The 23,538-nt window shown below is 49.1% G+C and carries 23 protein-coding genes; 19 read left to right on the top strand and 4 right to left on the bottom strand.

The annotated features are described in order from the left end of the window. Positions 1–119: 119 nt before the first annotated feature. From ODZ53_RS25955 to ODZ53_RS25970, 4 genes are all read left to right on the top strand, one after another. Positions 120–788, top strand: a complete 669-nt coding sequence (locus ODZ53_RS25955; RefSeq protein WP_372681071.1) for an MBL fold metallo-hydrolase — start codon at positions 120–122, stop codon at positions 786–788. 251 nt (positions 789–1,039) lie between these two features. Further along, positions 1,040–1,462, top strand: coding sequence for a DoxX family protein (locus tag ODZ53_RS25960; protein WP_372681073.1), 423 nt, complete (start codon positions 1,040–1,042; stop codon positions 1,460–1,462). A 66-nt stretch (positions 1,463–1,528) separates the two neighbouring features. Then, positions 1,529–1,858 carry an ArsR/SmtB family transcription factor gene (locus tag ODZ53_RS25965; RefSeq protein ID WP_015893276.1) on the top strand — a complete coding sequence of 110 codons (330 nt, stop codon included), beginning with the start codon at positions 1,529–1,531 and terminating at the stop codon, positions 1,856–1,858. Then, positions 1,855–2,277, top strand: coding sequence for an SRPBCC family protein (locus ODZ53_RS25970; protein WP_372681075.1), 423 nt, complete (start codon positions 1,855–1,857; stop codon positions 2,275–2,277). Before ODZ53_RS25965 ends, ODZ53_RS25970 begins: the two co-directional genes overlap by 4 nt. Positions 2,278–2,349: 72 nt before the next feature. Here the strand turns inward: ODZ53_RS25970 and ODZ53_RS25975 are convergent, their stop codons facing one another. Next, complete coding sequence (locus ODZ53_RS25975) at positions 2,350–3,627, bottom strand: erythromycin esterase family protein (RefSeq protein ID WP_372681077.1); 1,278 nt, start codon at positions 3,625–3,627, stop codon at positions 2,350–2,352. Positions 3,628–3,802: 175 nt separating this feature from the next. Beyond that, positions 3,803–4,381 carry a GNAT family N-acetyltransferase gene (locus ODZ53_RS25980; RefSeq protein WP_372681079.1) on the bottom strand — a complete coding sequence of 193 codons (579 nt, stop codon included), beginning with the start codon at positions 4,379–4,381 and terminating at the stop codon, positions 3,803–3,805. A 116-nt stretch (positions 4,382–4,497) separates the two neighbouring features. Between ODZ53_RS25980 and pdxR (ODZ53_RS25985) the strand changes: the two genes are divergently transcribed. The 8 genes from pdxR (ODZ53_RS25985) to ODZ53_RS26020 all read left to right on the top strand — a co-directional run bounded on the left by pdxR (ODZ53_RS25985) (position 4,498) and on the right by ODZ53_RS26020 (position 12,362). Then, positions 4,498–5,919, top strand: coding sequence for a MocR-like pyridoxine biosynthesis transcription factor PdxR (pdxR, locus tag ODZ53_RS25985; protein ID WP_372681081.1), 1,422 nt, complete (start codon positions 4,498–4,500; stop codon positions 5,917–5,919). Positions 5,920–6,009: 90 nt separating this feature from the next. Then, a complete protein-coding gene (locus ODZ53_RS25990) occupies positions 6,010–6,579 on the top strand; it encodes a TetR/AcrR family transcriptional regulator (protein WP_064201645.1) in 570 nt (189 codons plus the stop codon). 14 nt (positions 6,580–6,593) lie between these two features. After that, on the top strand, positions 6,594–6,956 hold the full coding sequence (locus ODZ53_RS25995) for a DMT family transporter (RefSeq protein WP_015893270.1): 363 nt from the start codon (positions 6,594–6,596) through the stop codon (positions 6,954–6,956). Continuing rightward, on the top strand, positions 6,953–7,375 hold the full coding sequence (locus ODZ53_RS26000; RefSeq protein WP_087351356.1) for a YvaD family protein: 423 nt from the start codon (positions 6,953–6,955) through the stop codon (positions 7,373–7,375). The genes ODZ53_RS25995 and ODZ53_RS26000 overlap by 4 nt, the downstream gene beginning before the upstream one ends. Positions 7,376–7,591: 216 nt before the next feature. Further along, positions 7,592–8,422: an MIP/aquaporin family protein gene (locus ODZ53_RS26005; protein ID WP_372681084.1), complete on the top strand. Its 831-nt coding sequence runs from the start codon at positions 7,592–7,594 to the stop codon at positions 8,420–8,422. Between the two features lie 54 nt (positions 8,423–8,476). Further along, positions 8,477–9,976, top strand: coding sequence for a glycerol kinase GlpK (glpK, locus tag ODZ53_RS26010; RefSeq protein ID WP_372681086.1), 1,500 nt, complete (start codon positions 8,477–8,479; stop codon positions 9,974–9,976). A gap of 147 nt (positions 9,977–10,123) precedes the next feature. Further along, positions 10,124–11,794, top strand: coding sequence for a glycerol-3-phosphate dehydrogenase/oxidase (locus ODZ53_RS26015; protein ID WP_064201629.1), 1,671 nt, complete (start codon positions 10,124–10,126; stop codon positions 11,792–11,794). A gap of 13 nt (positions 11,795–11,807) precedes the next feature. Then, a complete protein-coding gene (locus ODZ53_RS26020; RefSeq protein WP_199927359.1) occupies positions 11,808–12,362 on the top strand; it encodes a glycerol-3-phosphate responsive antiterminator in 555 nt (184 codons plus the stop codon). 181 nt (positions 12,363–12,543) lie between these two features. Here the strand turns inward: ODZ53_RS26020 and ODZ53_RS26025 are convergent, their stop codons facing one another. Together ODZ53_RS26025 and pdxR (ODZ53_RS26030) are read right to left on the bottom strand one after the other, a co-directional pair. Next, entirely contained in the window at positions 12,544–12,897 is a 354-nt protein-coding gene (locus ODZ53_RS26025) for a hypothetical protein (RefSeq protein WP_372681089.1), read from the bottom strand. After that, positions 12,884–14,323, bottom strand: coding sequence for a MocR-like pyridoxine biosynthesis transcription factor PdxR (gene pdxR, locus ODZ53_RS26030; protein ID WP_372681091.1), 1,440 nt, complete (start codon positions 14,321–14,323; stop codon positions 12,884–12,886). The genes ODZ53_RS26025 and pdxR (ODZ53_RS26030) overlap by 14 nt, the downstream gene beginning before the upstream one ends. A gap of 127 nt (positions 14,324–14,450) precedes the next feature. Between pdxR (ODZ53_RS26030) and ODZ53_RS26035 the strand changes: the two genes are divergently transcribed. The 7 genes from ODZ53_RS26035 to ODZ53_RS26065 all read left to right on the top strand — a co-directional run bounded on the left by ODZ53_RS26035 (position 14,451) and on the right by ODZ53_RS26065 (position 23,524). Then, positions 14,451–15,416 carry a proline dehydrogenase family protein gene (locus ODZ53_RS26035; protein ID WP_372681093.1) on the top strand — a complete coding sequence of 322 codons (966 nt, stop codon included), beginning with the start codon at positions 14,451–14,453 and terminating at the stop codon, positions 15,414–15,416. 329 nt (positions 15,417–15,745) lie between these two features. After that, positions 15,746–18,121, top strand: a complete 2,376-nt coding sequence (locus tag ODZ53_RS26040) for a DUF7408 domain-containing protein (RefSeq protein ID WP_372681095.1) — start codon at positions 15,746–15,748, stop codon at positions 18,119–18,121. Continuing rightward, a complete protein-coding gene (locus tag ODZ53_RS26045) occupies positions 18,118–19,044 on the top strand; it encodes an ABC transporter ATP-binding protein (protein ID WP_087351382.1) in 927 nt (308 codons plus the stop codon). The genes ODZ53_RS26040 and ODZ53_RS26045 overlap by 4 nt, the downstream gene beginning before the upstream one ends. Further along, positions 19,041–19,901: an ABC transporter permease gene (locus tag ODZ53_RS26050; RefSeq protein ID WP_087347583.1), complete on the top strand. Its 861-nt coding sequence runs from the start codon at positions 19,041–19,043 to the stop codon at positions 19,899–19,901. Before ODZ53_RS26045 ends, ODZ53_RS26050 begins: the two co-directional genes overlap by 4 nt. Before the next feature lie 3 nt (positions 19,902–19,904). Then, positions 19,905–21,632, top strand: a complete 1,728-nt coding sequence (locus ODZ53_RS26055; protein ID WP_372681097.1) for a coiled-coil domain-containing protein — start codon at positions 19,905–19,907, stop codon at positions 21,630–21,632. A gap of 30 nt (positions 21,633–21,662) precedes the next feature. Then, on the top strand, positions 21,663–22,646 hold the full coding sequence (locus ODZ53_RS26060) for an AAA family ATPase (RefSeq protein ID WP_087347587.1): 984 nt from the start codon (positions 21,663–21,665) through the stop codon (positions 22,644–22,646). Continuing rightward, positions 22,643–23,524, top strand: a complete 882-nt coding sequence (locus ODZ53_RS26065) for a DUF58 domain-containing protein (RefSeq protein WP_199927352.1) — start codon at positions 22,643–22,645, stop codon at positions 23,522–23,524. The genes ODZ53_RS26060 and ODZ53_RS26065 overlap by 4 nt, the downstream gene beginning before the upstream one ends. Positions 23,525–23,538: the final 14 nt, after the last annotated feature.

The following is a 23,538-nucleotide window of genomic DNA, read 5'->3' on the forward strand; positions in this document are numbered from 1 at the left end:
GAATGAATGAAGAAGCCATTCCTTAAAGGAATGGCTTTTTTTATGCAATGTTGACAACAATGAAACCAACATAATAATATAACCTTACGTAAAAATTTGGTTTTATGGAGGGCTGATTGATGGAAATTTCAAAGGGAGTCGAAATGCTTGATCTGGATTTTCATGGGAATATCATTCATCCCATTCTGTTGAGGGATCAAGACATGGCTGTTTTAATAGACACCGGATTCCCTGGACAAATGGAAGATTTACGCGTGGCCATGGAAAAGACAGGGGTGCCGCTCGACAAACTAAAAGCTGTGATTTTGACGCATCAGGATGTGGATCACATCGGCAGTCTCCCAGAGATTTTGCAGGAGTGCGGGGATCAGGTTCACGTTTATTCACACGAACTGGATAAGCCGTATATTCAGGGGGAGATCCCACTTTTAAAAGACGGACACGTTGAGAATCCTCCGAAGGGCAGAGTGGATCATACCGTGAGTGACGGTCAGGAACTGCCGTTTTGCGGTGGGATTCGCGTCATCCATACTCCTGGGCACACTCCCGGTCATATTAGCCTGTATCTAAAGCAAAGCAAGATCCTCATTGCCGGGGACTCGATGTACAGTGTAAACGGGTTTCTCGAAGGCATTCATGCCCCGACCACACCAGATATGAATGCAGCTAGACTTTCGTTGAAAAAGTATATAGACCTCGACATTGCATCTGTGGTTTGTTACCACGGTGGACTAAGCAATGGAAATGTGAAGGATAGGATCGTAGAACTTAGTCAAGGGGTACGTTAACAGGCAGTTATTCAGATTCGACTGACAATCATCAAGCTTCGGCATGAACGCGCCGAGGCTTTTTAGCATGTAGTCAAGGGACAATACAATGATTTTTCCAGTCGTGCTAAAGTAAAGGCCGTTGTTGACAGGACACCAAAAGGTGTTGTATTATCAAAGTGACACTAATTGGTGTCCAATTAGGAATTAGTCATTTAGAAAGTTTCGGACATGAATAAGTTTCACTTGAAACCATTATGAGGGGGAAACAAATGGGTCAAATTAACGGTGCAGAAACAATCGCGAAAGCAGAAACCAAGCCCCGAGGAAAAATGATTGCATATTGGTCAGTAACATTACTACTCTCAGTAGCTCTTTTGTTAAGTGGCATTGGACAGCTGATGCAATTTGGAGGAAACATCGAGTTAGTGACGAATCTTGGTTACCCGCTGTACATCTTGACCATTCTCGGGATTTGGAAAGTGCTTGGAGCCATTGCTCTCGTCATCCCAGGTTTTCCTCGGCTTAAAGAATGGGTTCATGCTGGTATCTTCTTTTTAATGACGGGTGCGGCTTTATCTCATGCGCTAGCGAACGATTATGGAGAGTACGGGTTTTACATGATTCTTCCGCTTTCATACGCTGCGCTAAATATCGCCTCGTGGGCGCTGCGTCCGATGAGCCGCAAACTTTAGGGAGGTTGCAGAAATTAACGGTTGTCCCCACTATCCTACAGAAAATCAGATTTTGGAGGGAGTGTTGTGAGCGAGAACAACCCGTTACGGGATGTGTTTGATGCGATTGCAGATCCAACCAGGCGGCGATTGATTCGCCTGTTAGCAGAGGCAGAGGAGATGCCGCTTCATGAATTAACGGCACAGTTTCAAATGGGGCGTACAGCGGTATCCAAGCATTTGACAATCCTGAAAGAGGCTGGACTGGTACTTGACCGAAAAGTAGGCAGAGAAACGCGATTTAGGCTAAACGCCGCCCCACTTAGAGAAATTCAAGATTGGTTGGCTTTCTATACGCAGTTCTGGAGTACGAATATGTTGCGCTTAAACCAATTTTTAGAGGAGGAAGAAGAATGAGTTTAACATTATCCCTGGATTTTCAGTACAAAACGTCGATGGAGAAGCTATGGTCCGCTTTAACCGATGCAAACAAGCTTACCAAGTGGATGGTCAACGTCCACACCGGACAGGCGATGGAAAATGATTTTAAGCCCGCCATCGGACACCACTTTCAGTTTCGGACTCAGCCGACCGAATATTGGGATGGAATTGTTAGCGGTGAAGTGCTAATCGTGGAAGAACCACACCGGCTGTCCTATACTTGGTGCAGTGGAGGAGAGGAGCACACGGTCACCTGGACGTTGCAGGATTTAGGGGACGGAAAGGTTAACCTTCATCTCGAACAAACCGGAATCTCAAATGCTCAAGCACTGGGTGGAGCCAAGTATGGCTGGAGCAATTGGTGCGGCGAGCTTGAAAAGGTATTGGAGCAATAATCGCATACCCTCAAAAAACGGCAGCCAGTTTCATTGGCTGCCGTAATTTTTAACCAGGAAAATATCCACCCGTTAATCCGTTATCATAACCGAAGGAGTAGCCGTTCGCACGAAGATGATCGCATCAAAAGCTTTTGCTGGAACCATCTGCAACGTATACATCTTCTCCATTTTTCCATACCAGCCACTAAAAGCATCACCAATTGCACTGATAGACTGCGCTTTATTCAGATAGGTGTAAAAATCCTGATGCTGCTTTGCCTTGCCAAAATCAAGGAATCCATCCGCCATGCCTGTCTGTGCAAACAGAACAGCTAGCCGATCTTTGCCACTATTTTTTACAGTAAACACTTTGCGCTCATTGGTAGTGGCATCCTTTGCGAGGAAGGTGCTTTCGTAGAATTCACTTCCGATTGCGTAATAGTGGTCCCCCAAGGCTTTTGCGAGATGTGCCCCCATGCAGGTTGTCAGTCCTGCGGAAGTGGAGGTCTTTTCAATGTGTCCATTATGTCCGGCGATGAACAGGTTATTGCGACCGTAATGTTTCTTTTCAAAGGATAGAATCCACATCACTTTGTCCGCCATATAGCGATCACGGGTGTTGCCATAGTTTGTGTTTGTTCCGCGCAGTGTAGCGTTTTGCTTGATGGATTCTACGAAGGCAGTAGCCAGCTCATATTCTTTCACAGAGCTTTTGGCGATGTAGGCGGATTGGTTTTGTTTCATTTGCTCCATCAAGCTTTTTATGTGGGTGAGCGCCTCCTGTACGAGAGCGATCTTTTGATCATACACCGTCTGATCATTCAGATTCGTAAGCAGCTTCTCATACTTGGTTGCGAGTGTCGGATCAACTTTTTTCAAATAGGCGAATACCCCGCTTTTGTTATGGTCATAGCGTTGCATGTCAAAGCCATAGAAATGAATTTGATCTTTGGGATCCCGTTGCTCATTAAAGGTGCGCATCCAAGAGAGAAGGGCGGCCATTTCTTCTGTATGGTAAATCGTAAATCCAATGGCTTTTGCGGCATCCTTCGCAGTTCCGCTGCCTCCTAAGATGTATTCATTGACCTTTTGTCCACCGCCAAAATCACCTTCGATGGCAAATACGCGATAACCTTGTTTTTCTACCAAATGCTTAAAAATATCTAACTTAAGCGTAGTGAATTGCTTGTTGCCATGTGTAGCTTCTCCAAACCCGATGATGGTTTTTGCGGGAAGCTCCATTTTTGAAACAGGGACAAGTGTAGATTGCAAGGACTGCAGCAAGGTGTTAGCTGATGCAGATTGGAAACCCGTCAATACACTCAGTACGATGAACAAGCTTAGGGTGATCAGGAGTTTTCTTTTCATATCAATCTCTCTTTCTTGAAGGGATTACTGTGAAACAAGTGGATTTTCTTACCATTTACATAATTATACTGCTTCTTGATCCTATTTACCTACAGTGAATTCTATTCTGTGGAGTTCCAGCCAACATGTAAAAACGCACCTGGGGTGAATGATCCTCCGGTGCGTTTTCCATTTGCTATTTCAAATACTTCGCCCGATACTCATCTGCCAGCATGGACATGAGAATGGAGTCGTGATAGGCATGGTTGTAATAAAGCGCTTGTCGCTGTACGCCTTCCCGTTGGAAGCCGAGCTTTTCATACGTGTGGATGGCACGTTCGTTAAAGGCGAATACGTTTAGCTCGATGCGGTGCAGATTGAGGATGCCAAAACCATAATCGAGCATCAGCAGAAGGGCTTCGCTTCCGTAGCCTTTGCCTTGATAGGCATTTTGATCAATAGAAATTCGGATAAAGGCGCTGCGATTATTCCGATCGATATCCCCAATCTGGACGTCGCCAATTACCTGATCATTTTCAGACAGGCAGATCAATAACAGGACACTGGAGGAGTCTTGGCCTTTGTTTTCTATGTACTGGTGGATTTGCTCGCGCGTGAAATGTTTTTGTGTACCAGTCAGCATACGCGTTTCCTTGCTGAACAAGGAGCGGAAGTATAATTCGGTATCTTCCGTGCCAATCGGTCGCAAAAAGACACGTTCTCCTTCCAAAAAGCGAACCGCTGCACTTGCATTCTCGTGGGGTGTCATAGACATAATCGTTGTCCTCCTGTTCGTTCAAAACTTCTTTTTCTTAGGATAACGAACAGGTGTATACTTGAAAATGTGCAGTTTTGTAAAAATGAAAAGGACAGATGGAGGGAGAAATCGAGATGCTCTTGACCCCAAATTGGCAGGAAAACGACAACGATCCGCAATACGTACAGCTATATGCCTATTTGAAAAAGGAGATCGTCGCAGGACGCTTGGCGGTGAGTAGCAAGCTGCCATCCGTTCGAAAGCTGGCTGACCTGCTGGGGTTGAGCACGACACCCGTGGAAATGGCATACCAGCAGTTGCTGGCAGAAGGTTTTATCCAGAGCAAACCGCGCAGTGGGTACTATGTGGAGAAATTGCCTGATCCAGAGGTGAAGCCAGGTGCTGATCCGAGCATACACGCCATCCAGCGGCCCATGCTGCGTGACGAGCGGGAATACGTCTATGACTTTCATCTCTCCCGCAATGATTTTTCGTTATTTCCAACCATGATTTGGCGGCGTTTGTACAATGAGACACTTCACATAGAGCAGCAGGAGAATCTTTTTTATGGGGATCCGCAAGGGGAGGCTGGACTCAGGAGCCAAATCGCTGACTACTTGCGCAGGTACAGGGGCGTTGCTTGTTCACCGAATCAAGTGGTGATTGGGGCGGACCAATTTGGCTTGCTGTCCTTGATCTGTTTGATGGTAAAGCCGCAGTTCCAACGCATCGGCGTAGAAAATCCGGGGTATTTGCTGTTTGCCAATACGTTTCGCCAGCACGGCTACGATGTGGTGCCGATCTCACTGACAGAGGAAGGAATTAATGTCAGGGAGCTATATAACTCAGAGGTTCGGTTGGCTGCCGTTTCTTCGGCTCATCAATACCCACGTGGGATGATCATGCCTATATCCAAGCGACTGCAATTACTCGATTGGGCCAAAAGCGTGGGAGGGTACATCATCGAAGACGATTATGACGGAGAGTTTCGTTACCATGGCAGACCGATTCCGTCTATGCAAGGCTTGCTCCCACATGCGAATGTGATTTATATGGGGAGCTTTGCGCAGGTATTGGCGCCTGCACTAGGCATTTGGTACATGGTCTTGCCAGAATCTCTGCTGGATACGTACTACAACCTGCTGCGCGAGACATTGCTGGAACCATCCTCATCCCGACTGCATCAGCGGACGATGGAAGCCTTTATGGAAAAAGGATATTTCGAAAAGCATGTCCGTAAAATGCGCAAGCTGTACCGCAAAAAGCATGATGCGCTGCTGCTGGCTGTGCACAAGCATTTTGGCGAAAGAGCGACAGTCATTGGAGCGGATGCAGGCTTTCACGTCTTACTGCGGGTAAACAGCGAGCGAAGCGAGGAGGAGTTGAAAAAACTGGCGATTCAGGCAGGTGTGAGAGCCTCCTCCTCATCGTTTACATGGCTGGTGCCACCCAATCCCTTGCCAAAAGAGTTTTTCCTCGGCTTCGCGGGCATTCCTTTGGAAAAAATCGATCCTGGTATGGAGGCACTGAGCCAAGCGTGGTTTGGTGATTGTTGACAAGCCAAGCGTACGCCGTTATGCTAAGAGTACCTTTTGGAAAATATGAAAAACAAAATATTTTCCTTGTTTTCGAAAGGGGGCAAGAGCATGCAGGAGCGTATCCTACAATGCGCCTATCATGAGATTGAGACCAAGGGTGTCCGATTTACGATGTCCGATTTAGCTCGGCGAGCAGGCGTTAGCACCAAGACGTTGTATGCGAGCTTTCCATCGAAAGAAGCCTTGATTACCAAGGTCATTGAAGAAAACATCGAGGATTTGCGTAAAGCGGAAGATCAGATTTTGCACGATCCTGACCTCGATTTGGTAGAGAAGATGCGGCAGCTTCTGGCACTGGTGCCGAACAACTTCTCACGAACGGACCTGCGCGTGTGGTATGAGCTGAAGCGCTACTATCCCGAGCAATGGAAGCTGATCGACGCGTTCAATCAACAGGAGTGGGAGCATGTTCGAATCATTCTGGAGCAAGGGGTAGAGGAAGGTGTGTTTCGTCGTATCCAGCTCCCGATTTTGATCCAGATGTATACCGGAACGCTCAACCAGCTAATTGATCAACAGTTAGCGAACCAGCATCATGTGACGATTGGCGAAGCGCTGGATGCCGTCATCGATATTTTATTAGGTGGCATCGTAGATTCTTCGTCTTCAAACAAGTAAGTAGGAGGAACATAATGAGTTGGGTCTATCTATTAATGGCCATTTTACTAGAGGTGGCTGGAACAACATCGATGAAGCTGTCTGACGGCCTGAGCAAGCCTGTCCCCAGTGTAATGATGTTTATCTTTTATATTTTGTGCTTCTCGTCGCTGAGCCTGGCGCTCAAGGAAATGGAGGTCGGGACTGCCTATGCCATCTGGTCGGGTCTTGGCACAGCAATCATCGCGGTCATTGGTGTGGTGATCTTTAAGGATGCCTTCACTGTCAAAAAAGTAATTGCTGTCGGACTGATCATCGTGGGTTGTGTGCTGTTGAATCTGGGAGACACTTCTCATGCGCAACCTTCCAAAGATACAGGGGTAGCTGAGGCGAAATGAGTGAGAAAAATGTGAGGACAATGCTCGTGTTCTTTTGGGTCACCGATGTTGCTTTTGTCGCATACTGGCTCATTACATTTTTGGAGCTTCTCCCCGTGGAATATCTGTATCAGGATTACTACGATCCCCATTTGCTCGCATGGAACCTGTCCTTTTTTCCATTGGATATCTTCATTTCCATCACGGGCTTTGCCAGTCTGTACGCCTATCGCAGAGGACGGCACATCTGGAAGCCACTCGCCATGCTGTCACTTGTTTTGACGTCCTGCTCGGGTTTGCAGGCAATCGCTTTTTGGGCATTCAAGGCAGATTTTGATTGGTCCTGGTGGATTCCGAACCTGTACCTGCTGATTTACCCGTTATTCTTTTTGCCGGGCTTGATGCGAGAACTGGCAAAAGTGAAGGAAAGGGATTCTTGACAAATTTTGAGCCGTGGCTATATAGTAAGTCTTAAGTTAATAGTGCTGTGGAGATTGGGAGATCAGCTAATATTTGCAAAATGAGGGCATTTGCTCTTGAGTTGCGAGTATTAGCTTTTTTATTTTCTTGCCAGTCAAACCACAAAGAAGTTGGCGAATTGTAAGCGCTTTACGGGAGTTGTTTTACAATTTTCCCAAAAAGGGGGAGGATGGGGCATGTCTATTTATGTAGGGGAATTGATCGGGACAATGATCTTGATCATTTTGGGGGCAGGTGTTTGCGCCGGACAGAACTTGAAAAAGGCGTATTCCCAAAACGGTGGTTGGATTGTGATTACGTTTGGCTGGGGGTTGGCAGTTGCGTGCGGAGCGTATGCGGTAGGAAGTATTAGCGGAGCGCATTTGAATCCGGCACTTACCATTGCACTGGCCAGCATCGGTCAATTTCCGTGGGAGCATGTGCCGGGCTATATAGCGGCTCAACTGATTGGGGCATTTATGGGCGCGACGTTTGTCTGGATCTTTTATTACCCGCATTGGCGTGAGACGAATGATGCAGGAGCCAAATTGGGGGTATTTGCAACAGGTCCCGCGATTCCTCATACAGTAGCCAATCTCATCAGCGAAATTTTAGGTACGTTTTTCTTAGTGCTCGGTCTACTGGCGATCGGAGCGAATAAATTTGCAGAAGGACTCAATCCGTTTATCGTTGGCTTCCTGATTGTCGCAATCGGTTTGTCTCTTGGTGGTACTACCGGCTATGCAATCAATCCAGCCCGTGACCTTGGCCCTCGCCTCGCCCATGCTCTCTTGCCCATCCACGGCAAAGGAAAGTCCAACTGGCGCTACGCATGGATTCCTGTTGTTGGACCTATCATTGGAGCTGTAAGTGGAGCATTTTTTTACAAATGGACGTTTACAGACCATTCGCTGACAGGTGTAATAGCATTAGCGGCTTTCATGGTGATTGCCATCGTGGTCGGCATGACAACCAAAAAATCAATCAGCAGCAAGGAGCGAATCGCATCCGAAAGTGCGCGTTCCTAGACATAAAGGTAAGAATGAAGACGATTCTAAATGAGTGAAGGAGGAACAGTTATCATGGAAAATAAATATATGCTTTCCCTCGATCAAGGAACCACGAGCTCTCGCGCTATTTTATTCGATAAATCAGGTGCCATTATCGGGGTTGCCCAGAAGGAATTCACACAAATCTATCCGAAGCCGGGTTGGGTGGAGCACAATGCCGAGGAAATCTGGGAATCACAGCTGGAGGTTTTGAAAGCGGTTTTACTGGAGAATCATGTGAAACCGGAAGAAATCGCAGGAATCGGGATTACCAATCAGCGGGAAACAACCGTGGTATGGGATAAGCACACAGGAAAGCCGATCCACCATGCGATTGTATGGCAAAGCAGACAGTCCATCGATATTTGCAACCAGTTGAAAGAGCAAGGCCATGAGCAAACCGTTCGTGAAAAGACAGGCTTGTTGATTGACGCTTACTTTTCTGGCACAAAGGTAAAATGGCTGCTCGATCATGTGGAGGGAGCACGGGAGCGAGCCGAGAAAGGCGACCTCTTGTTTGGAACCATTGATACGTGGCTGATTTGGAAGCTGACCAATGGTCTTGTGCATGTGACCGACTATTCCAATGCTTCGCGCACGTTGATGTTTAATATTCATTCCCTGGAGTGGGACGACGAGCTGTTGAACATGCTGCAAATTCCGAAAAGCATGCTGCCAGCTGTCCGTCCTTCCAGCGAAATGTACGGCTACACAGACGAGAAGCTCTTCGAATTCCAGATTCCGATTGCCGGGATTGCCGGAGACCAGCAGGCGGCTTTGTTTGGGCAGGCGTGCTTTGCGGAAGGGCAGGCCAAAAACACATACGGAACAGGTTGCTTCATGCTGATGAATACCGGAGAAAAGGCAGTTGCATCCAAAAATGGGCTGTTGACAACCATTGCTTGGGGCGTGGATGGCAAGGTAGAGTACGCCCTGGAAGGCAGTATTTTTGTGGCTGGTGCGGCGATTCAATGGCTGCGTGACGGACTCAAGCTGATCGAAAAATCCTCGGATTCAGAAAAACACGCACTCGCTGTTGACACCACAGATGGTGTTTATATGGTTCCAGCCTTTGTTGGACTGGGAGCACCGTATTGGGACATGGAAGCAAGAGGAGCGATCTTTGGCTTGACCCGTGGAACGACGGAAGACCATTTAATTCGGGCAGCTTTGGAGTCTTTGGCTTATCAGACACGGGATGTACTTGAAGCGATGGAGGCTGATTCCGGCATCCGGCTGCAAAAGCTGGCGGTAGACGGTGGAGCCGTGGCGAATAACTTTTTGATGCAGTTCCAGTCCGACATCCTGAATACAGAGGTAGAGCGTCCGCGTGTGAATGAAACGACCGCATTGGGAGCAGCTTACCTGGCAGGGCTTGCCGTCGGGTATTGGGGCAGCAAGGAAGATATTGTGAATAATAAAGTGGTGGAGCGCTCCTTCTCACCAGATATGGCAGACGAAGTGCGCCAGGAGCTGTACGCAGGTTGGAAGCAAGCAGTTACGGCAACGATGGGTTACAAGATTAGGCATTGATTTTTGCGTAAAAGAGGTCTAAAGTTAGAGATAAGTTAATCATGCTGTGGAGACTACGGAGACAGCCAGTATCAGAAGAGCAATGACATTGCATTGCTTCTTTTGGATATTGGCTGTCTTTTTCTTTTAGAAAGGATGAGAAGAACGATGAACGATCAACATGCACTATCATCAAGTCAACGCCAGGCTTGTCTGGATAAAATGGCAAACAAACAACTCGATCTTTTGGTAATTGGCGGTGGGGTGACGGGAGCAGGTATTGCCCTCGACGCAGCCGCGAGAGGTCTGAGCGTTGGACTCGTGGAAAAACAGGACTTCGCTGCGGGCACCAGCAGTCGCTCTACCAAGCTCGTTCATGGAGGATTGCGCTATTTGAAGCAGGGCGATGTGCAGCTGGTGCGGGAAGTAGGCCGGGAGCGAGCTATTTTGTATCGCAATGCGCCACATATCGTCATCCCGGAAAAAATGATTTTGCCCATCGTGAAAAATGGTACCTATGGCAAGCTGGCAACCTCTGTTGGTTTGTATGTGTACGATGTGCTGGCTGGAGTCGAAAGAAAAGAACGACGCATCATGCTGAACAAACAGAAAACCGTAGAGGCAGAACCGCTTTTGCGCCGCGATATTCTCAAGGGCGGCGGGCTCTATTTCGAATATCGGACAGATGATGCTAGACTTACCGTTGAGGTCATGAAAACAGCAAGCGCGCACGGAGCGCTTTGCGTGAACTATACGGAAGCCATTGGCTTTATTTATGAAAACGGCAAAGTCATCGGGATTCGCGTGAAGGATTTGCTTACGGGTACGGAGTACAATCTTCATGCCAAAAAAATCGTCAACGCAGCAGGACCTTGGGTGGATCAGCTTCGAGAAAAAGACCACTCCCTGTACGGCAAGCGCCTCCACCTGACAAAAGGTGTCCATCTGGTCGTGCCATATAACAGACTTCCATTGAAGCAGGCCGTTTATTTCGATGTATCCGATGGGCGCATGCTGTTTGCCATTCCGCGCAATAACAGTACGTATATCGGTACCACTGACACGAATTACAAAGGTGTGCTGGAGCGGCCAACGGTGACGAGAGAAGACATGGAGTATGTGTTGAATGCCGCGAACGAGATGTTCCCTTCTGTGAAGCTGACGGAACAGGATGTCAGCTCGAGCTGGGCAGGACTCAGACCGCTGATCCACGAAGATGGCAAGTCCCCATCCGAATTGTCACGCAAGGACGAGATTTTTTATTCCAAGAGCGGGCTGATTACGATCGCAGGTGGAAAATTGACGGGCTTCCGCAAGATGGCCGAGCGCATTGTCGATGTGGTGGTCAAGCAGTTGACCGAAGAAGAAGGCAGAGCATTTAAAGCTTGTCAGACAGACAAAATCGTCCTCGCAGGTGGAAAATTTGAATCCGCAGCCAAGATTCCTGTATTTGTGAAAGCACAGGCAGAACGACTTCGCCAATGGGGAATCACCGAGGAACAAATCCGCGTTCTGGTTGGGAAATATGGAAGCAACAGTGAGCAAATCGTAACCATGTGCCAGGAGATTTTGACACAAAATGCTCAAAATGTGTCTCCAATCGAAGCACTGTTGAAAGCAGAACTGCGCTACGCTGTTGAAGAAGAAATGGTCATGACCATGAGCGATTTTCTCATTCGTCGCAGTGGCAGACTATTCTTCGAGAGGGATACACTGGAGCCTGTGTATCGAATGGTGGGAGAAGAGCTCGCTCATGAGCTGCAATGGTCGGATGAAAGGAAAGAACATGAAATAAAAGCGTTTGAAGAGGAATATCATCTTGCGAAAACATTTCAATAGGGGTGATTCGTGATTGGCAAACCAGATCAATCAAGTCATACTTCCTGCAGCCCGGACATTAAAAGAATTTGATGAACTCATGGAAAGCAGCTACGAGCGCATTATTTTGCTGAATGCTCATGTAGCGCAAGTAAAGCCACTGGGGAAACGGGCCAGAGCGTTTGGGAAAAAACTGCTGATCCATGCTGATCTCATAGACGGCTTGAAGTCTGATGAATATGCGATGGAGTTTCTTGCGCAAGAAGCACAGCCCGAAGGAATCATCACCACACGGAACAGTGCCGTCCTTGCCGCCAAGAAAAAAGGACTCATTTCGATCCAACGACTTTTTCTCATTGATACGATGGCATTAGATAGCAGCCTTACCCAGCTGGAGAGAACCAAGCCGGATTACGTCGAGGTTTTGCCAGGAATCATTCCCCATCTGATCGAAGAAATCACTGTACGAACCAAGATTCCGGTTATCGCTGGAGGATTTATTCGTACAATGGAAGATGTCGATCGCGCTATTCTTGCAGGTGCGACATCTGTAACCACTTCTCGCAAAGAGCTGTGGACGAAATCATAAGAGCATAGTAGGGTAGTCAAAAGCCGGTCATTCCTGTTCGTAGGAATACCGGCTTTTTTGTGTTTGTCCTATAAGAAAATAGGTAGATGACGATGATAGAGGAGGTAGGTAGATACCCTTTTATTTGGATAACGGTCAGAAGTCTATGCGGATGAACGTCACCGTGCATATACACATATAGTCAGCAAAAATAAGAGGAAAGAAGGCGGTTGCGTGAATTTTCAAAGCTCTCAATGGCAATCCTCGTATTCTTCGCGGGAAGGACATTCTTCTTATTACCCTTGGCAAAGAGATCGGGAACGGCCACCAGGATGGGATCGTGGAGGAGAATGGCAGAGACCTTACCGGAGTTGGGAGTTTGACCACAGAAGGAGATGCCCGGATCACTGTCGTTGGTGCCCTCCTGGCTGCTGCGGACGCTTTCGCTAACAGATAAGTAGAAGAATGAGAGCCAAATCTTGAGATGGATTCGAGAGATTTGGCTCTTCTTTTGGGCAATTGAGAAGGAAAGAGGGCGGAAATCATGGAGAATCAAGAGATGCCAGCATTCTCGTTAAAACAGCCCTGATCCTCTCAACCCCTTCTTCGATCTGTGCCTCATTGGTATTGCCGTATCCGAGAATGATTTTATCTGTATGATTGCCTTTGACAATGGCGTGTTCCTCGACCGGGTAGACACGCACTCCGGCTTGCTCCAGCGCAGCAAGGACGTCAGGTGTGAAGTGAATTGTGGGAAAAGCAGCTACGATGTGCAGTCCAGCGGCCTCCCCCCAAATGCGAATACTATCACCAAAAGCCAGTTTAAGAGCATCAATCAAGCATTGACGGCGTTTTTTGTACAGCTTTTTTACGCGATTTACGTATTTCTCTAGATGCCCCTCCTCGATAAAAACCCCGAGGGCAAGCTGATCAATCGAAGGGGCGTGCAAATCGGATAGCCATTTTGCCTGTTGATAGGAAGCTACCAATGCTTTTGGAAGGACGAGGTATCCTTGGCGCAGTCCGGGAGAAAGGATTTTGCTAAAGGAACCGATGTAGATAACACGCTCCGAGGCAAGTCCCTGAATGGAGCTGATAGGAGCAGTCTCGTAACGAAACTCGCTGTCGTAATCATCCTCGACAATGTAGCAGTCAGCTTCCCGTGCATAACGAATGAGTTGAAGTCTTCGCTGGATGGGCATGGTGCCGCCGAGCGGGAACTGATGGGAAGGCGTGACAAATACGAAGCGGGGGCGATGGGCAGATAATGACGGTAGCTGTTCCATATCCATCCCGTAGCCATCTGTCGGAACAGGCAGTAAACGAGCGCCTGTCCTGGTGAAAATATTCTGGATATCGTGCGTGATCGGGTCCTCGATGACTACGTGACTATCAGGACGCAGAAGCACATTGGCAATCAGGGTGAGCGCCTGAGTAGCCCCGGATGTCATAATGATTTGTTCGGGGTCGCATTGCACGCCGCGCGTTCGATACAAATAGCGACACAAAATCGTGCGCAGCTCCGTACGTCCCTCGGGACGATTATAGCCAAAGACTGACAGCGGTGCTTCCTGACAGACACGCTGGACAGTTTTGCCCCAGAGGTTGCGAGGAAAGTGCTCCAGAGCAGGAACACCAGAACGAAAATCGATTAGCTTGCTCTCGGCTTCGTTGAAATGCTGATCCACTTTCGGCAACCCAGCCCCAGCTTCTGTCATCCGGGCGTGCTGTTCCAAATAAATGCCCGAGGCAATGAAATACCCGGAGCCACGTCTGCTCTCGATGTAGCCCTCCGCCAGTAGCTGCTCGTACGCCTCTAGTACCACATTGCGAGAGAGGTGCAGTTCGCTTGCTACTTTTCGGGTAGATGGAAGCTTGAAGCCGGCTGTAAGCTCTCCGCTCAAAATCCTTGTGCGCAATTCAGAATAAATTTGTCTGATTAACGGAATCGGTTTCTCTCGGTCAATGGTTATCCAGAGCAAGCCGTGTGAGCCTCCTTACGCAACTGGTCCTCTCGAAATTGTGGGAAACTGGACCTAATTCATACAAGCGTACCATGGTAGGGTGATAGAAGAGAAGAGGTATGCCATTGCCAAAGGAGAGAGAAGGATGACACCAGAAGAGAGAAGAACCGCAGACATTTTGCGTACAATCGCCCGTGATGAACGAATCAAGGAAGCGGTCAGAACATCGCCCTTGCTATATCCGTTGCTTTTGACTGCTGCGAAACGTTATGTGACAGGCGAAACGCGAGCGGATGCAATAAAAATAGCCCAACGCTTGGAAAAATTGGGCTACCGTCTATCAATGGAACACATTGGCGAAAATACGCTGGATTCGCAGATTGTACATGAAGCGCAGCGGGAATTTCTGGCGCTAACTGCGGATTGCTCCCAACTACATACACCAGTCGGAATCTCCTTTGATCTGTCCCATCTCGGCTTGTTACTGGATAAAGAGCTGGCGTTTACCCACGTAGAAGAGTTGGCGGAGCGGGCGAGACATAACGGGCACTATTTGATGATCAGCATGGAGGAATCGACGAAAACAGAGGCGATCATTAGCATGTATGAGCGCTTGGCACAGCGACATGAAAATGTGGGCATTACGATTCAAGCACATTTGCACCGCTCGCTGGATGATGTGAAACGGGTGCTCGGACTCCCGGGGAAAATTCGTTTGGTTAAAGGCGCATTCAAGGAACCTCAGGAAATCGCATTGGGGCGTTCCGTGGAGTTGAACGAACGATACCTGGAGCTGGCTGATATGTGTGTACGAGCTGGGCGTGAATGCTCATTCGCCACGCACGACCAAACGATTGTGGACGAGCTAGACGGTCGAGACTATTTGCATCGACCGAATGTAGAGGTAGAGCTATTATACGGGGTTCGCCCTGAGCTGGCTCATGTTTTGCGAGAAAAAGGGGTTCCAGTGCGCTTGTACCTCACATATGGGACAGAGTGGTACTTGTACTTGTGTCATCGACTGGCGGAGCACCCGCCTCATGTGCATCAGGCGATAGCCGATATGTTTGATACGGCGAGACTTCAGGATGTAGGGTATGGCATGTCATAGAAGGATTACGAAAAAACGTCAGAGCATGATCCTGACGTTTTTTCTATTTTTCATTATGTCTTGCCTGTGAGTCCCCGAGATCAAATTCATGCAAATCATCTTGCAAATTCCATGAAAACGTAGACATTTTTATTCCACCACTCTTCCTTGTTCATGCTTTTATGTTACAGAAATGATTTGCCACAGGCTGTGAAAATCCCTTCGCCCTTGTCGATCCATCGACTTCATTTTGAAAAAAATTGTAGCTATTTGTCTGGAAATAACGTCAATAACTGTATGAGTAGAAAAGATAGGAAGAAAAAAGAATGGTCCGTGGAGGTTTTGAACGAATGAAAACGGCACAGTGTAAGCGATGGCTCCTGGCCTTCTGTGCGTTCCTCCTGTTGGTAGCAGGTGTTCCTTTAGGATTAACGAGGACAGCCTTGGCAGAGGGAAACATTCAGCTAGGAGTAACAGTCGGAATTGAAGGGAAGTACAGGCAAACGGGGATGATTCCCGTTGTCGTCACGGTGAAAAATGGAGGGGCGGATATCGAAGGGGAGCTTTTTGTCGCCACTGGAGAACGGGGAGACAGCCGCTTCGCAGTTGCCAATTATCAGCCGGTTTCCATTGCAAGCGGAGTGACCAAGCAGGCAACGATTATCGTTCCTGGATCAGAGCTGCAAAGCAGTTCTTTTGTGGCCTTGATGCAAAATAACAAAGTGATCGCGCAAACGCCAATAACAGGGAGCTCATACAGTGAAGATACGCTGATGATCGGTGTGTTGGCAGAAAACCCCGACACAGCTAATTTCCTTGGTGTACTGCCGAAAGGCTCTAGTCATAACCCTGTCCAGCTCTTGACGATGAAGGCAGACAATATGCCAGTGACAGGTACACAGCTCCAAATGATGAATATGCTCGTCATCAATAATTTTGCATTGGATTCATTGAATGAACAGCAGATCAAAGCGATTCGGGATTGGACGAAATCTGGCGGGATGCTGATTTTAGCTGGAGGAGCACAGTACAAGAAATCCGGAGGCGTTTTGGGTGATTTGTCACCAGTAGAAGTGACAGGAGTGACGAGTGTACAGGCACTTTCTAGTTTAAAAGTGGATAAGACCAATCCGATCGCACTGACATCCCCCTTTACTGTAAGCAATGGGACATTGAAGGCAGGGAAAGTTCTGTATAGCGAAGGAAATATTCCGCTGATGGCTGTACATAACGTGGGAGCCGGAAAAGTGTTGTACGTCGCCTATGATTTGGCGGCGGAACCAGTAGCCAGTTGGGCAGGAAACAGCCGCTTTTGGGCAGATACATTAGTAAAGGCTTTTGGTTCTTCCATCAACGCTTCAAATAGGAGCATGATCGAAGACGTATGGCCGCTTCGGGATGCTGCTGATCGCGTCCCATCCTTGAAAATTCCGGAGGTTGGCTGGTTCGCAGTATTTTTCGGAATTTATGCCCTGGTTGTCGGGCCAGTTCTTTTCTATATTTTGCGGAGAGGCCGCAAGCAAAGCTACATGTGGGTGATCGTCCCTGCCCTTTCGGTGGTGGCGGGAATCGGAATCTTCTCGATTGGTGCCATCCAGCGGGGTGTGGGTGTAAAGCTGCACCAGGTAGGTTATGTTGAGCTGCAAAACAACGGACAGGCGAATACGGTGAGTGTTACCGCATTATTCGTACCGAGTAATGACGACTATCGTTTGACTTTAAAGGGAGAGGGCATGACCCAGCCCGTCATTGAAAGAAACTATACCGATCAAGTTCCGAAAACGTGGATTTCCATACAGCCAGATCAGACTCATATTGATTTCCGAGATGTAGAATTCTGGTCGATGCGCAAGGTTGCGACAGAGCAAACCTTATCAGACGTAGGAAAAATAGAATCGAATCTGTCGTATGAGAACGGCGCACTAAAAGGAACTGTGACGAACCATACGAAGTACTCGCTGCGAGATGTGACGATCTCGACAGGTATAACAGTACAAGAGTTTCCGCAGTTGGCGGCTGGCAGCAGTATCGAAGTGAACTTGCCGTTTGCCTCTCAACATCAAGCAAGGCGGAACAAACATCGGATAAATATGGGGAATGCGCTGCCGCAGCACATGCAATCGAATGGCTATGAAACAGAAACGCGTGAACAACTCATCGTGGAAATGCTGGACATGATGGACAGACGTAACGGTCCGTCTGAAGTGGTAAAACTCGTGGGCTGGACCGATGAGCAAGTTGTTGAGGCTGTCGTACCAAACGAAAATACGGCGAACAGCAGCATTGCGATGGTCACTTCGACGCTGCAAGTAAATCCATCCAAGGACGGACACATTTATTATCCGACGGGATCATTTGATGTGACGATGTCGGGGAGCTCTGTTCCGGTAGATGATTACGGCGATGGCTTTCGACTCCCTGCCGGGGATATTACGTTTGATATCAATCTAAATCAGGAAGGCCAGGAGCTTACCATCAGCAATTTGTATCTATACACCTGGTCAGAGGACAATACGACATTTGAAAAAGAGGTTTACAACTGGAAGACAAAAGCTTTCGAACCATTTGAAAAAGCATTCATGAACAACGTCATGTCAAGCGACAAGACCACTACTTATGTTTCGGGCGACGGCATTGTCCGCATCAAATTTGCCCACCAGTTTGAGGACGAACGCCACATTGGGGTTCCAAGTGTCAGTGTGGAAGGGAAGGTGAGCAAGAAGTGATCCAGATCCAAAATTTGCGCAAGCGCTACGGCAAAATGGAAGCGTTAAAAGGACTTTCGCTCGAAATTGACAAGGGTACTGTTTTTGGTTTCGTCGGTCCGAACGGGGCAGGAAAATCGACGACAATGTCCATTTTGGCGACTTTATTGGAGCCGACCAGTGGGAAAGCATACGTAGGCGGCTACGAAGTGACCAAGCATCCAAAGGAAGTGCGCAAGCTGATCGGCTACATGCCAGACTTTTTTGGTGTCTACGACAATTTGACAGCAGAAGAGTACCTTGATTTTTACGCTGCGAACTACGATATTCCGGCAGCCGAACGAAAACAAATCATTCCGCAGTTATTAGAGCTGGTGAATCTCACGCACAAGCGGGATGCCTACGTTGACTCGTTGTCGCGGGGGATGAAGCAGCGCCTCGGACTGGCCCGCTCGCTGGTTCACAATCCGGAGGTACTCATTTTGGACGAACCGGCTTCTGGCTTGGACCCGCGTGCACGCATCGAGCTGCGGGAGATTTTGAAGGAACTGCGTGATATGGGCAAGACGATTATCATTAGCTCGCACATATTGCCTGAGCTGGCGGAGATGTGCGACGTCATCGGGATTGTGGAGGAAGGCAATCTGGTTGCCTTTGGACGAGTCGATGAGATTTACTCGAAAATGCAAGAGCAGCGGGTATTGCGCATTCGCCTCTTAGATCGGGTTGAGGAAGCAATGACGCGCCTGCGTGAAATGCCCGTCATTACCAGGGTGACACGTGAAGGGAACTGGGTCGTTGCAGGCTTTTCAGGCAATGACGAAGAACAGGTTGAGCTGCTGCGGGAGCTTGCGGTGTCAGGCTATCCTGTTGCCGCGTTTAATGAGGCAGTAGGTGATTTGGAAGAAATCTTCCTGGAAATTACGAAAGGGGTGGGCTCATGAGCGACTTGAGACGATTTCACAACCCTGTCTTGTTCAATGAATGGAAAATGCGGATGCGGACCAATCGGTCACCGTGGATCATCCTGTTATATTTACTCGTTTTGGGCGCAATGACGCTCACGATCATTTTCTTTATGACAAACGGTGGCAGTTATTATAACCCGAATGATACACGGGAGCTGTTCATGATGCTATCTGTGTTTCAGCTCGGGATGATCGGCTTCGTCGTGCCGGGACTGACGGCAGGTGTGATTTCCGGTGAACGCGAACGCCAGACGTTGAGTGTGCTGTTGACCACGAATGTCAGCGCCACACGATTGATTTTAGGCAAATGGCTGGCATCGCTCAGCTTCATGACCTTTCTGGTCATTGCGACCATCCCGCTCTATGCCATCGTCTTTTTGTATGGGGGAATTTCACCTGCACAAGTAATCAAGGTGTTTGGCTTTTACATCATTACGATGTTCGGTATCGGCAGCATTGGTGTGCTCATGTCCACGCTGATCAAACGGACTGGTATCTCTACGGTTGTTACTTATGCCGTGGTGTTCGGATCTGCGATCGGGTCGAGCATACTGGCGGAAATTATCAAAGAGTTCATTCGGTACCAGCGCCGGTCCGGTAACATGCCATCCGCGACTATGCCAGACTGGCCCAATCTCATGCATAATTTTAACCCATTGTTTGCGATGTTGAACATTTTTGAAGAAGGGCCGCAGATCAGGATTGGGAATGTGGACCCGTACGCAGTTTACTGTCTGTTTTTCGGGGCCATTACATTGTTCTGCCTGTTACTCTCCATTTATCTCATTCAGCCAGTGAAACCGAGATTGCGCAAAGTAAAAGAGGAGCAATAAGCCATGTTTACCTCTAGAGCGAACGACGAGCTGAAGTCACTGCTTGCACCCGTTCGAAAGCAATTGGGCCTACGAGTGTGGATCAAGCAGCTAACTGTTTATGGTTTGTGGGGAATAGGGGCGAGTCTGGTTCTCCTCCTTCTTGCCCGTATCTGGCCGATTCCGTTTTACCATTGGATCGCGGTTGTGCTGCCAGTGCTTGTTGTCATGACAGGTCTGGTGCGTGCGCTTTGGATGCGCCCAACCTGGCTCCAATGTGCACAAGTGGCAGACGGTAATGGTTTGGCCCAGCGAGTCGTCACAGCATGGGAGAATCAAGAGAATCAGTCGATGGTAGCAGGTATGCAGAGGGAAGACGCCTTGCAACATCTGCGTAAAAATTTGCCGCAAATCGTGGAGAGCGTCCGCATATGGTCGCTGATCCAAAGAAAGGTGTATGTCACAAGCAGCTTGCTATTGGTGTGCTTGGTGCTGTTTCTTTGGCCCAATCCTCAAGACTTGCGACTGGCCCAGATGGCAGAGGAGAAGAAAGCCATCGCGCAGGTAGAGAAAGAAGTAGAGGCAATCAAACAGGACGTGAAAAAGAATACAGACTTAACGGACGCGCAGAAAAAGCAACTGGAGGAAATGCTGGAGCAGGCAAAAAAGGCTTTGGCGAAAGCAGACGACCCGGCAGAACGTCAAAATGCCTTGCGCGCTGCGGAAAAACAATTGGAGAAGGTCAGAGATGCAGAGCAGCACAAAGAAAAAGCGCTGCAGGCACTCCAGCGCAGCTTGGGTAATCAAGAAGGGACAAAAGCCTTGGCTGGCGCAATGGAAGCGAAAGATCGACAAGCGATGACCGAGGCCCTGGCACAAATGGCAAAGGCCATGGAAAGCATGTCGCAAAAAGAGCGGGAAGAGATCGCCCGTGAACTCGCAAGTGCAGCAGAGCAATTGAAAAAAGAGGCAGAGTCTGCCGACTCGAAGGAGCTGGAGGATATCGCCAAACAACTGGCAGAGGCAGCCCAGCAAACAGCCCAAGGACAAGTGCCTCAAGCAATGACCGCACTCGAGAACAGCTTGATGCAAGCCATGACGGGCATCCAGCAATCTCAGCAAGCTATGCTCGCAGCCATACATGCCGCGGCCTCGCTCAATCAGTCGCAAATGACGCTTGCCAGTGCAGGCACACAATCAGGAAATGCTGGGTCAAGTGGAGCTGCGGCAGGAACGGCAGCAACAGGACAGGCGACTCCAGCATCTGGGTCACCCGGCAATCAGCCATCAGCGGCGACACCGGGAGCAGGTACCAACCCAAATCAAGGGGCGAACCCGGCAAACCAGCCTGGGAATGGCAACGGAAACGGAAACGGAAACGGTAATGGCAATGGAAATGGAAATGGAAATGGAAATGGAAATGGCAACGGTAATGGCAATGGAAATGGAAATGGAATCGGTCAAGGCGGCGGCGCCGGGTTAGGAAAAGGCAAACACGAGCTCGTCACCATCCCGGCAAATCGCATAGGTGGAGACAATGGACCCGTTGATACGGTCGGAGGCTCACTCGGGTCAGGACCTTCCCAGTCACAGCAAAGCGGAAACACACAAGTCACCTCCGGTGGAACGCTGCCGTACGAGGAAGTTTACGGCCAGTATGAGCAATTTGCCCGCGAGAGTATGGAAAAAGGCAGTATTCCCGGCGATTATCAACAGATCGTGAAGGATTACTTCAGCAAAATAGAGCCTTAGATCATTCAACAACAGGAAGGAGACACGGCGATGGCGCAGCAAACGCTTGAGGATTGCTTGCAGCGAGTAGAGCTTGTCAGGCAGGAAATTGGAAAGGTATTGGTAGGACAAAAAGATGTGGTCGAGCAACTTCTGTGGGCCGTGTTTGCAGGAGGACATGCGCTTTTGGAAGGCGTACCCGGATTGGGCAAAACGTTGCTTGTTCGGACACTATCCCAAGCCTTCGAGCTGTCGTTTCAGCGGATTCAGTTCACTCCGGACCTGATGCCGACAGACATTACTGGAACGAACATCCTGTTGGTCGACGAGAAGGGACAGCAGTCCTTCCAATTCCAACATGGGCCGATCTTCGCTCACGTTGTGCTCGCTGACGAAATCAACCGGGCGACGCCAAAGACGCAAAGCGCCCTATTGGAGGCCATGCAGGAGCGAACCGTTTCAGCTGGAGGAGTGACTCGTCCGCTACCGGAGCCGTTCTTTGTTCTCGCGACCCAGAACCCACTGGAGCAGGAAGGGACATACCCGTTGCCAGAAGCGCAAATGGATCGCTTTTTATTGAAGATCGACGTGCCGTATCCGACGGAAGAAGAACTGAAAATGATCGTGCGGCAAACGACGACGAGCCAGGTGATCACCGTGGAAAAAGTGGCCTCAGCCGAGCAGATTGCTGAGATTCAGCAGGCAGCGCGTGAAGTGCTGGTTGCAGATGCGGTACTGGATTACGCCGTGAAGCTGCTTTTAGCGACGCATCCGGGGGAGTTGGCAATTGCTTCGGTGAACAAATATGTGCGCAACGGTGCAGGTCCGCGTGGCGTGCAGGCGATTGTCTCCTTGGCAAAGGTACGTGCATTACTGGCTGGGCGATACAATCTGGCGTACGAGGACGTGACAGCAGTTGCTATGCCAGCGTTGCGCCACCGCATTTTCCTCAATTTTGAAGGAGAGGCAAACGGCATCCGACCAGACCGCGTCATTATGGATATTTTGGACGAACTGGGGACGCAGAAGGTATGAATCAACACCTGCTTGATCCGTCATGGCTCGCCAGACTGGAGCGAATGCAGATGGCTAGTCGCAAAGCGGTCAGCGGCAGCCAGGCAGGAAAGCGAAGGGCGAGACAGCTGGGCAGCTCCATGGAGTTCGCAGACTTTCGGGCGTATGTTCCCGGCGATGACTTGCGGCAGCTCGATTGGAATGCGTATGCCCGTTCAGGCAAGCTGTTTTTGAAAAAGTACTTGGATGAGACCGAGCTTCATGTGAACTTGTATATCGATTGCAGTCGTTCGATGAGCTACGGGCAACCGAACAAAATAACCCGTGCTGTCGAGATTGCCGCGGCTCTTGGCTATTTGTCCCTGTGTCACCTCGATCATGTGTCAGTTTATGCATTTGACAGCCGCATTACGGCAGCACTTACCGGGCTGCAAGGAAAGAGCCAGGCGCATCGCTTACTCAGCTTCCTCTCTTCCCTGCAAGAAGGGGGAGCAGGTGATATACAAACCGCAATGCGCCAGCCCGGGGCTGTGAGGGGCAAAGCTGGCACATCCATCGTGCTGTCGGACTTTTTGTTTGAGTCAGGCTATACGGAAGGCATCGCGTATTTGCAGGCGGCCAGACAAGAGGTCACGCTGGTCCAGGTGCTTTCCAAAGAAGAGCTTTCGCCCGAGTATGCGGGAGAGCTGCGGTTGATCGATTCAGAGACCGGGCAGGCAAAAGAAGCATCCTTGACCAGCCTTTTGATGGAAGAGTATCACAAGAGCTTGCAAGATTATCAACGAGAACTGTCCGCGTTTGCTTATGGAAGAGGAATCGCCTTCGTGTCTGTAGAGGCAGAACAATCTCTGGAATCGATTGTCTTCCATGTCTTTCGTCAGGCCGGCTTGATTCGCTAGAGAGGAGAGAGACA

It is taken from the genome of Brevibacillus sp. BD137, from assembly GCF_041644655.1.
Lineage (GTDB): Bacteria > Bacillota > Bacilli > Brevibacillales > Brevibacillaceae > Brevibacillus > Brevibacillus brevis_D.

Bases quoted from the DNA above. Each gene is read 5' to 3' on its own strand.
- ODZ53_RS25955 (WP_372681071.1), top strand. From the start codon at position 120: ATGGAAATTTCAAAGGGAGTCGAAATGCTTGATCTGGATTTTCATGGG.
- ODZ53_RS25960 (WP_372681073.1), top strand. From the start codon at position 1,040: ATGGGTCAAATTAACGGTGCAGAAACAATCGCGAAAGCAGAAACCAAG.
- ODZ53_RS25970 (WP_372681075.1), top strand. From the start codon at position 1,855: ATGAGTTTAACATTATCCCTGGATTTTCAGTACAAAACGTCGATGGAG.
- ODZ53_RS25975 (WP_372681077.1), bottom strand. From the start codon at position 3,627: ATGAAAAGAAAACTCCTGATCACCCTAAGCTTGTTCATCGTACTGAGT.
- ODZ53_RS25980 (WP_372681079.1), bottom strand. From the start codon at position 4,381: ATGTCTATGACACCCCACGAGAATGCAAGTGCAGCGGTTCGCTTTTTG.
- pdxR (WP_372681081.1), top strand. From the start codon at position 4,498: ATGCTCTTGACCCCAAATTGGCAGGAAAACGACAACGATCCGCAATAC.
- ODZ53_RS25990 (WP_064201645.1), top strand. From the start codon at position 6,010: ATGCAGGAGCGTATCCTACAATGCGCCTATCATGAGATTGAGACCAAG.
- ODZ53_RS25995 (WP_015893270.1), top strand. From the start codon at position 6,594: ATGAGTTGGGTCTATCTATTAATGGCCATTTTACTAGAGGTGGCTGGA.
- ODZ53_RS26000 (WP_087351356.1), top strand. From the start codon at position 6,953: ATGAGTGAGAAAAATGTGAGGACAATGCTCGTGTTCTTTTGGGTCACC.
- ODZ53_RS26005 (WP_372681084.1), top strand. From the start codon at position 7,592: ATGTCTATTTATGTAGGGGAATTGATCGGGACAATGATCTTGATCATT.
- glpK (WP_372681086.1), top strand. From the start codon at position 8,477: ATGGAAAATAAATATATGCTTTCCCTCGATCAAGGAACCACGAGCTCT.
- ODZ53_RS26015 (WP_064201629.1), top strand. From the start codon at position 10,124: ATGAACGATCAACATGCACTATCATCAAGTCAACGCCAGGCTTGTCTG.
- ODZ53_RS26035 (WP_372681093.1), top strand. From the start codon at position 14,451: ATGACACCAGAAGAGAGAAGAACCGCAGACATTTTGCGTACAATCGCC.
- ODZ53_RS26040 (WP_372681095.1), top strand. From the start codon at position 15,746: ATGAAAACGGCACAGTGTAAGCGATGGCTCCTGGCCTTCTGTGCGTTC.
- ODZ53_RS26050 (WP_087347583.1), top strand. From the start codon at position 19,041: ATGAGCGACTTGAGACGATTTCACAACCCTGTCTTGTTCAATGAATGG.
- ODZ53_RS26055 (WP_372681097.1), top strand. From the start codon at position 19,905: ATGTTTACCTCTAGAGCGAACGACGAGCTGAAGTCACTGCTTGCACCC.
- ODZ53_RS26060 (WP_087347587.1), top strand. From the start codon at position 21,663: ATGGCGCAGCAAACGCTTGAGGATTGCTTGCAGCGAGTAGAGCTTGTC.
- ODZ53_RS26065 (WP_199927352.1), top strand. From the start codon at position 22,643: ATGAATCAACACCTGCTTGATCCGTCATGGCTCGCCAGACTGGAGCGA.